This window comes from Anaplasma marginale str. Florida (genome assembly GCF_000215485.1).
GTDB lineage: Bacteria > Pseudomonadota > Alphaproteobacteria > Rickettsiales > Anaplasmataceae > Anaplasma > Anaplasma marginale.
The window spans coordinates 1-6551 of the sequence record NZ_AFMS01000088.1; the positions used below are offsets into that span (position 1 = coordinate 1).

The 6551-nt window shown below is 47.6% G+C and carries 4 protein-coding genes, 2 tRNA genes and 2 pseudogenes; 2 read left to right on the plus strand and 6 right to left on the minus strand.

Annotated features, from left to right (window positions below):
- Nucleotides 1-168: 168 nt before the first annotated feature.
- Complete coding sequence (locus tag GAC_RS02445) at nt 169-894, minus strand: triosephosphate isomerase (protein ID WP_010267526.1); 726 nt, start codon at nt 892-894, stop codon at nt 169-171.
- 23 nt (nt 895-917) lie between these two features.
- Nucleotides 918-991, minus strand: a tRNA-Thr gene (locus GAC_RS02450).
- A 116-nt stretch (nt 992-1107) separates the two neighbouring features.
- Here GAC_RS02450 and rsmA point away from each other — a divergent pair.
- Nucleotides 1108-1921 (plus strand): annotated as a pseudogene (gene rsmA, locus GAC_RS02455) (16S rRNA (adenine(1518)-N(6)/adenine(1519)-N(6))-dimethyltransferase RsmA).
- Nucleotides 1922-2082: 161 nt separating this feature from the next.
- Here rsmA and GAC_RS02460 read toward each other — a convergent pair.
- From GAC_RS02460 to GAC_RS02475, 4 genes and pseudogenes are all read right to left on the minus strand, one after another.
- On the minus strand, nt 2083-2409 hold the full coding sequence (locus GAC_RS02460) for a DciA family protein (protein WP_010264343.1): 327 nt from the start codon (nt 2407-2409) through the stop codon (nt 2083-2085).
- Nucleotides 2410-2490: 81 nt separating this feature from the next.
- Nucleotides 2491-2582 (minus strand) — tRNA-Ser (locus GAC_RS02465).
- Nucleotides 2583-2855: 273 nt separating this feature from the next.
- Nucleotides 2856-4138: pseudogene (gene bioA, locus GAC_RS06180) on the minus strand (adenosylmethionine--8-amino-7-oxononanoate transaminase).
- A 181-nt stretch (nt 4139-4319) separates the two neighbouring features.
- The gene (locus GAC_RS02475) at nt 4320-5207 is read right to left on the minus strand and encodes a YihY/virulence factor BrkB family protein (protein WP_080567288.1); all 888 of its coding nucleotides are present in this window, start codon (nt 5205-5207) and stop codon (nt 4320-4322) included.
- A 139-nt stretch (nt 5208-5346) separates the two neighbouring features.
- Between GAC_RS02475 and thiL the strand changes: the two genes are divergently transcribed.
- Nucleotides 5347-6396, plus strand: a complete 1050-nt coding sequence (gene thiL / locus GAC_RS02480) for a thiamine-phosphate kinase (protein ID WP_010269906.1) — start codon at nt 5347-5349, stop codon at nt 6394-6396.
- The last annotated feature ends 155 nt before the right edge of the window (nt 6397-6551 follow it).

Sequence of the window (6551 nt, forward strand, 5' to 3'; positions counted from 1 at the left end):
AAACTTACATACTCCACCACCTACGGAATAATATATGTTGGTCATAGACCCCGTCCCAACGAGCAGAAAGCTTTTTTGGAGGCAGAAACTGCCGGTCTACCAAACAATAAAAATGAGCAACTACAAATCGTGATGAACCCGGCAACGACCGCTCGGAGCATAAAAAACCTATAATTCCAACACATTGCTTATAATTCCGCAAAACTCATCTACTTTCGTTCCTGCACTTCCAACCAGCACTCCAGATAGGCCATCAATTTGTGACTTTAGAGCGCGTATGTTGCCCTGGTTTACAGACCCGCCGTAAAGTATGGTACGCGCAGAACCATGGGACCTGATTGTATCAAAAGATTCTCTTATTATCTCTAAATCAGGAATAGTTGAGCCTCCTATGGCCCAAACCGGTTCGTATGCAATTATAAATTCCCCGTACTTCGGGCAACATTTGCTGCATTGCTCGACTAGTATATCACTAGAGATGCCACTATTCCTTTCCTGCAGTGTCTCACCAACGCATATTATAGGTGTAATCCCCTCTTCTATAGCGGATTCAGCCTTTAGTCTGATGTCTGAATTTTCTTCAGCAAATGTACCACGCCTATCAGAGTGCCCAAGGATGACATAGTCACAGCCACACTCTTTTAACATTGCAGCACTTATCTCACCAGTACAGCCTTTACTAACCCCAGAAAAGCAGTTCTGCGCCCCAAGCCTTACCGATGGACACCTAGAGTCGAACGCTGACATCAAAGTAAACGGAGGGCATATGACCAATTCAAGCGGGCCTTTGTTGAGAAGGTCCGATGCAAAGCTGGTGTCAATCGCAGCAAGAAAATCCCTCACCAGAGCGGTATCCCCATTCATCTTCCAGTTAGCTACGACAAGAAAGGACATAAGCTCCACACTCAGTACAAGAGAGCCGGCTGCCGGACTCGAACCGACAACCCCCTGATTACAAGTCAGGTGCTCTACCAATTAAAGCTAAGCCGGCCAGCGACGCGAGGAACCAAGCCGCAACAGCTAGTGACAGAATGATATACATGTTAAGATAAAAGTCAAAAGGTTAATTTTCGGCTATGCTATTGGCGATTCTTAAGCAATTGTACAATGCGCACCATCAGGCATAAAGCATATAAATCGCTCGGACAGAACTTCATTTTGGATCCTTCTATGGCGGAGAAGATAGTCTCCTACGCTGGAAGTATAGAAGGGTATAACATAATAGAGGTTGGCCCTGGATTTGGGACCATGACTGAGATAATTTTAAGGAGCAAAGTCGCAAGTCTACTGGCAATTGAAAAAGATCGCAGACTATCGCCTATGCATAAAGGTCTGATGCAGAAATATCCAAAACTATAGGTATATAGAGCACGATGTTTTGGAAATAAACTTGGAGACGATGATCTCAGCGCCAAGCAAGATGATAGCCAACTTGCCGTATAACATATCTGTGATTCTACTCCTCAGGATGTTAAAATACATACATAATTTTGAGAAGTTAACCCTAATGTTCCAAAAGGAGGTGGCAGAGAGATTGGTGGCCAAACCCGGCACTAAGAGTTACTCAATACTATCCGTGCTGGTACAACTGCTGTGCGACGTAGAGAAAGTAAAAGACCTGCAGCCCGGCGCCTTTTCCCCTCCCCCAAAGGTCTGCTCATCTGTAGTCAACATCACACCCCTGGGCAATTTAAGATTTCCTGTAGACTACTCATACATGCTCAAGATGCTAAAAAAAGCATTCGGCTGCAAGAGAAAGACCGTGCGCAACGCGCTGGGGCTGCCGCACCAAGAATTCGATGCGTTGCTTGCAGAGTGTAGGATACCGCCGTCCGTGAGGGCGGAAAACCTTTCTGTGGAGCAACTTTGTGCAGTATCAAACTTCCTGCAGTCACGGCAATATCAGTTCTCTACGGGGTAATCACGGCAGGCACCTGTGAAGTGTGAAATCAACGGCTTGCACCGCATGGCAACCACACCCGACAAAAAACGCGCAGTTGCGCGGCATCTAGGTGCTATCACCAATAAACATCGCCGGCCGCTCAGCCACCACTCACAAGCAATCACCAACTAAATGGTCTACTATTGCCGAATTTTGATTGATGATATAGCCTTAAACCCAAAATACACGGAAATTTTCTCAATAATGCCGGGTATTGCGTATTGAATGAACATCGCGTGCCCCCCGTGAGTAACACTCAAGTACAATATCCCAGAGTTATCCTTAGAAAAAACCACCTTGTCGGGCCGTGCAAGTTCCGCAATTCGCGCCCCAACTATATCTCTCCAGTTGAGCATGATTCGGATTTCCGTTCTGCTCAGCCGCCACGCTTCGCACTTTTGTAGAACAAAACTCTCGACCGCAGATCTTATATTTCTGCACCCACGCCTTTTCGTAAGAAGGTACATATCCCCCAACCGGCAATCTACAAGCAGACATCCACCCGCCCCTGCCGCTTAGCGCAGGAAGCCAAAACTAAGCAACACCTCTGGCGGAGAGAGAGGGATTCGAACCCTCGATACAATGTTACTTGTATAACGGTTTAGCAAACCGCCGCCTTCAGCCTCTCGGCCACCTCTCCAACCGGGAATCGGAGGATTATTCTCCATTTCCCACAAAATATCAACAGTAATTATCCGTAAGCATTGGCATGGACACGGCGCTTATAAAACGGCAATCCGAGCTAACGGAGACACGGTACGGGGCGCATGTACAACCGTGCGTGTGTAACTCCCCCGCGTGTGCGGGCCCACGCGCACCAGTGTACCTTGATGCACCAAGGCATGGAATTTACGTCTTATTTCACACCGTCTCTTAATGGCACAGCCCACCCGCGGTTGCAACACGTTGCATATTAGACCACCAGCTCTAGACGCTCTCTACAAGAGTGCACCAAAGTACACACCGCGGTGAGTAGATGCTCTAACTCTGCGTCAGAAATTATCAATGGGGGCATTAGGTACACTGTATTTCCAATTGGCCTTATCCAGATTTCACAATCTATGAGCTTGCGTAAGAAGTTTTCCTGCAGATGATCAAAATTGCCCGCAGCTATCTCCATGGCGGCAACAGCCCCCTTTACCCTAATATTGTGAACGTACTTCAAGCCCTTAAGTGGCTCCAACCCGCGGCTCATGCGCTCTTCAATAACCTGCACCCTACGCATTAGTGACCCGTCCTCAAATAGGTCAAGCGAAGCGTTCGCGGCAGCGCACGCCAAGGGATTTGCTGCAAAAGTGTTGCCATGCATCAGCCTTTCACCACACAACTTAAATGGCCCGCAAATTTCTGAAGACACTAACGTTGCCGACAACGGGCACATGCCGCCAGTCATGGCCTTGCCCAGCACCATAATATCAGGAGAAATTTGTGCCTGCTCACACGCAAACATGGTGCCAATTCTACCAAAGCCAGTTGCAACTTCATCAACAATAAAGAGAATATTGGCTTCCCTTGCGAGTTTAAGCAGCGACGCTAGCACTTCAGGGGGATAAAGACGCATCCCCCAGCAGCTTGGAGAATCGGCTCCACTATGATCGCGGCAGCTTCATGGGCAATTTGCTCTATCTTACGCCTCAGCAACTCGAAATCTCGCTCGTCTACCGGCAAATCAAACAGGTGTTGCGCTGGGTAATAGCCAGAAAACCACGGGCCATGTATAGCCATAGGGTCCGAAACCGACATGCACCCCATGCTGTCGCCGTGGTATGCATTTTTGAACGCAACAAAGCCGGTTTTTTGTGGCCTACCAACAATGTGCCAATACTGCACTGCAATTTTCATCGCAACTTCCACAGCCATAGACCCAGAGTCAGAAAAGAAAACCTTCTGTAGCCCAGGTGGCGCCAGCCCCACAAGCCTTGAAGCCAACTCGCACGCCCCTTCGTGTACCAGGCCAGAACAAAGCATCACATGGGAAAGCTTCTCTACCTGTTCGCGCATTTTTGCAACTATGTGGGGGTGGGAATACCCATGGCAGACGCTCCACCAGCTGGATATGCCGTCCAGAAGCTTTCTACCATTTTCTAATTCAAGGTAGCACCCACTGCCGGACACGACCTTCACAGCATCGATCGGTGATAGCACGCCGCTATATGGCAACCACAGATTTTCAAAATTGTACATGCAACCCACCACGCAGCCGAAAGCCCCCTACTCCAGACTCTGCAACCAGACACCGTCGTAGATCCGGTATTCTAACGATCTACGTAACATCTGAAAAGGCATTTTAGCAAATTATGCGCGCAGAGATCCCGAGCTCCGCTCCACAACCTCAACGGTATGCCGCCCGCATGGTGGCCACCTTCCCTACAGTGCATCAAAATTGCTTAGACAGCCGGTAACTCAACTCCGCCCCGTATATAAAAAATATGCTAAGAATGTAGAAAAAGAGCATGGACGCAATAATGCCGGAAAGGTTGCCGTACATTGTGTGTAGCACCCGAAAGTTTGATAAGTACCAAGAGAAGGTAAACGAAGATGCGGTCCATAATATTGTCACCACAACTGCCCCCGGCAGTATAACCCCTATACGCTGCCTCGTATTCGGAACCATAAAATACAAAAGCGCGACGGAAAGGCACAGTATCACTTCACTCAATGTGTATTTTATATAGCCCAGGTAGCCCCATTTTTGATCAAGCACATCGAGAACTATTGGCACAAAGACTATGAATAACACACTGAACATCATCACCAAAACTATTACCAAAAACTGCAAGATACTCAGCATTCTACCAAGAATATATGGTGGCGGAGCTGAAACCCTAAATGCCTTGTTCAACACTGTACGCATGCCTTCTATGGCTGAGGAGGCAGTCCAAACAATACCCACTACAGCCACAGTCAACAAACTCTGCGGAGGCCCAGATAATATCTCGTTTATTCTAGGCAAAAGCGCAGCAATGGTCTCATGCGGCAGTTCGCTAAGCAGCGAAGTGACTAGCCCCTGCAGGAAATCTTCGTGCTTGTCCAGCACATTTAGTGCTGTGGAGGTCATAGCGGTAAAAAATCCAAAAAAGGGAAAGGTAGCGAGAAGGAAAATGAACGCCAAATACCCAGAATACACGAGCCCATCATGTCTGCGGAAATCTGCAATTGCAAGACCCGCACATCTCAAAAATGCACCTGCCCTTTCAAAAATTGCTGCACAGAGTTCATACACACACAAAGACACCACAGCCGACCGAAACAGAGTCTCGTACATTATTCAGTGTATTTTCCAAGAAAACAACCTTGTTTCTTGACTAAGAAGCGAAAGCTATAACAATTTTAATTAAGTATAGTGCAACAGCAAGAAGCAGTATGTTTGCGTCATCAGGTAAAGCACTGATAATATATGGAAAATGGACGTAGAGGTGGAAAAACCCAAAGTTTCAAACAATATGCAACGCTCGCCCGCTGGCCCGCAAACCCGCCCGATTACTACTGAAACGCCAAGCATGGATGAATTTGCGTGTATAGAGAAATACATACGCCCCCTGATGCGCAGCGGATTTAGCACTGAGAATGACGATGCAGGAAAAATTTCCTCCCCCAACGGGTCTTTTATCGTTACACAAGATATTCTAGTGGAGGGAACTCACTTCCTCCACCATAGTGCTCCGACTCTATTAGCAAAAAAGGCGTTGAGGGTGAATCTCTCCGATCTTGCAGCGATGGGGGCCCAGCCCTACGGGTACATGCTTGGTATGTCATTACCACAGGGAGTAACCGAGGAATGGTGGGAGCAATTCAGCAATGGCCTGAGGGAAGATAATAAAAACTATAATGTTAACTTAATCGGCGGCGATACGACGTCTAACAACACGGGTACCATTACTATAAGCATTACAGCCATGGGGGTTCCCGGTATGCAAAGTATGACGAGGTCGCAGGCAAAAGTTGGAGATTTTCTGTATGTAAGCGGCAACATAGGAGATGCTACTTTGGGATTAATGGCGTACCAAGGCTTGATCGATGGAGAGTGCCACGCTTTAAAGCACAAGTATGATTTGCCAGAGCCCAGAATTGCATTGGGTAGTAGAATATGTAGCATTGCCTCAGCATGCATAGACATTTCAGACGGGCTAGTTCAAGATATAGGGCACATATGTAGGTTATCAAACGTGGGTGCGAGCATACACTTAAACCAGATTCCAATGTCCGATGCGGCACAAGACGTACTAAGGCGCAATCCAGAACTTATAGAGCGCATTTGCAGCGGAGGGGATGACTATGAACTTGCTTTCACCGCTGTAGCAGAAAACCACGCACAAATAATGCGCATAGCGGCAGATCTTAAAGTAAAGGTTACTAAAGTGGGCGCAATAGTTGCGCAGCCGGGCATTAGAGTGTATGACAGCAAGGGTGGCATTGTACACTTAACCAGCCACGGATACCGTCATAGATTCTGAAGTGGCGGCCTGTACGGAGTTTCAACACTGGTTTCTGTTGTCACATCAATGGAAGAGGTCTCCTCAACCGCGGGAAATCGCACGCCGACTAGCTCTCTGTCCAGAGATGGGTAGCGTACGTACACAACATCCGATATTAATGATGTAAAAAAGCC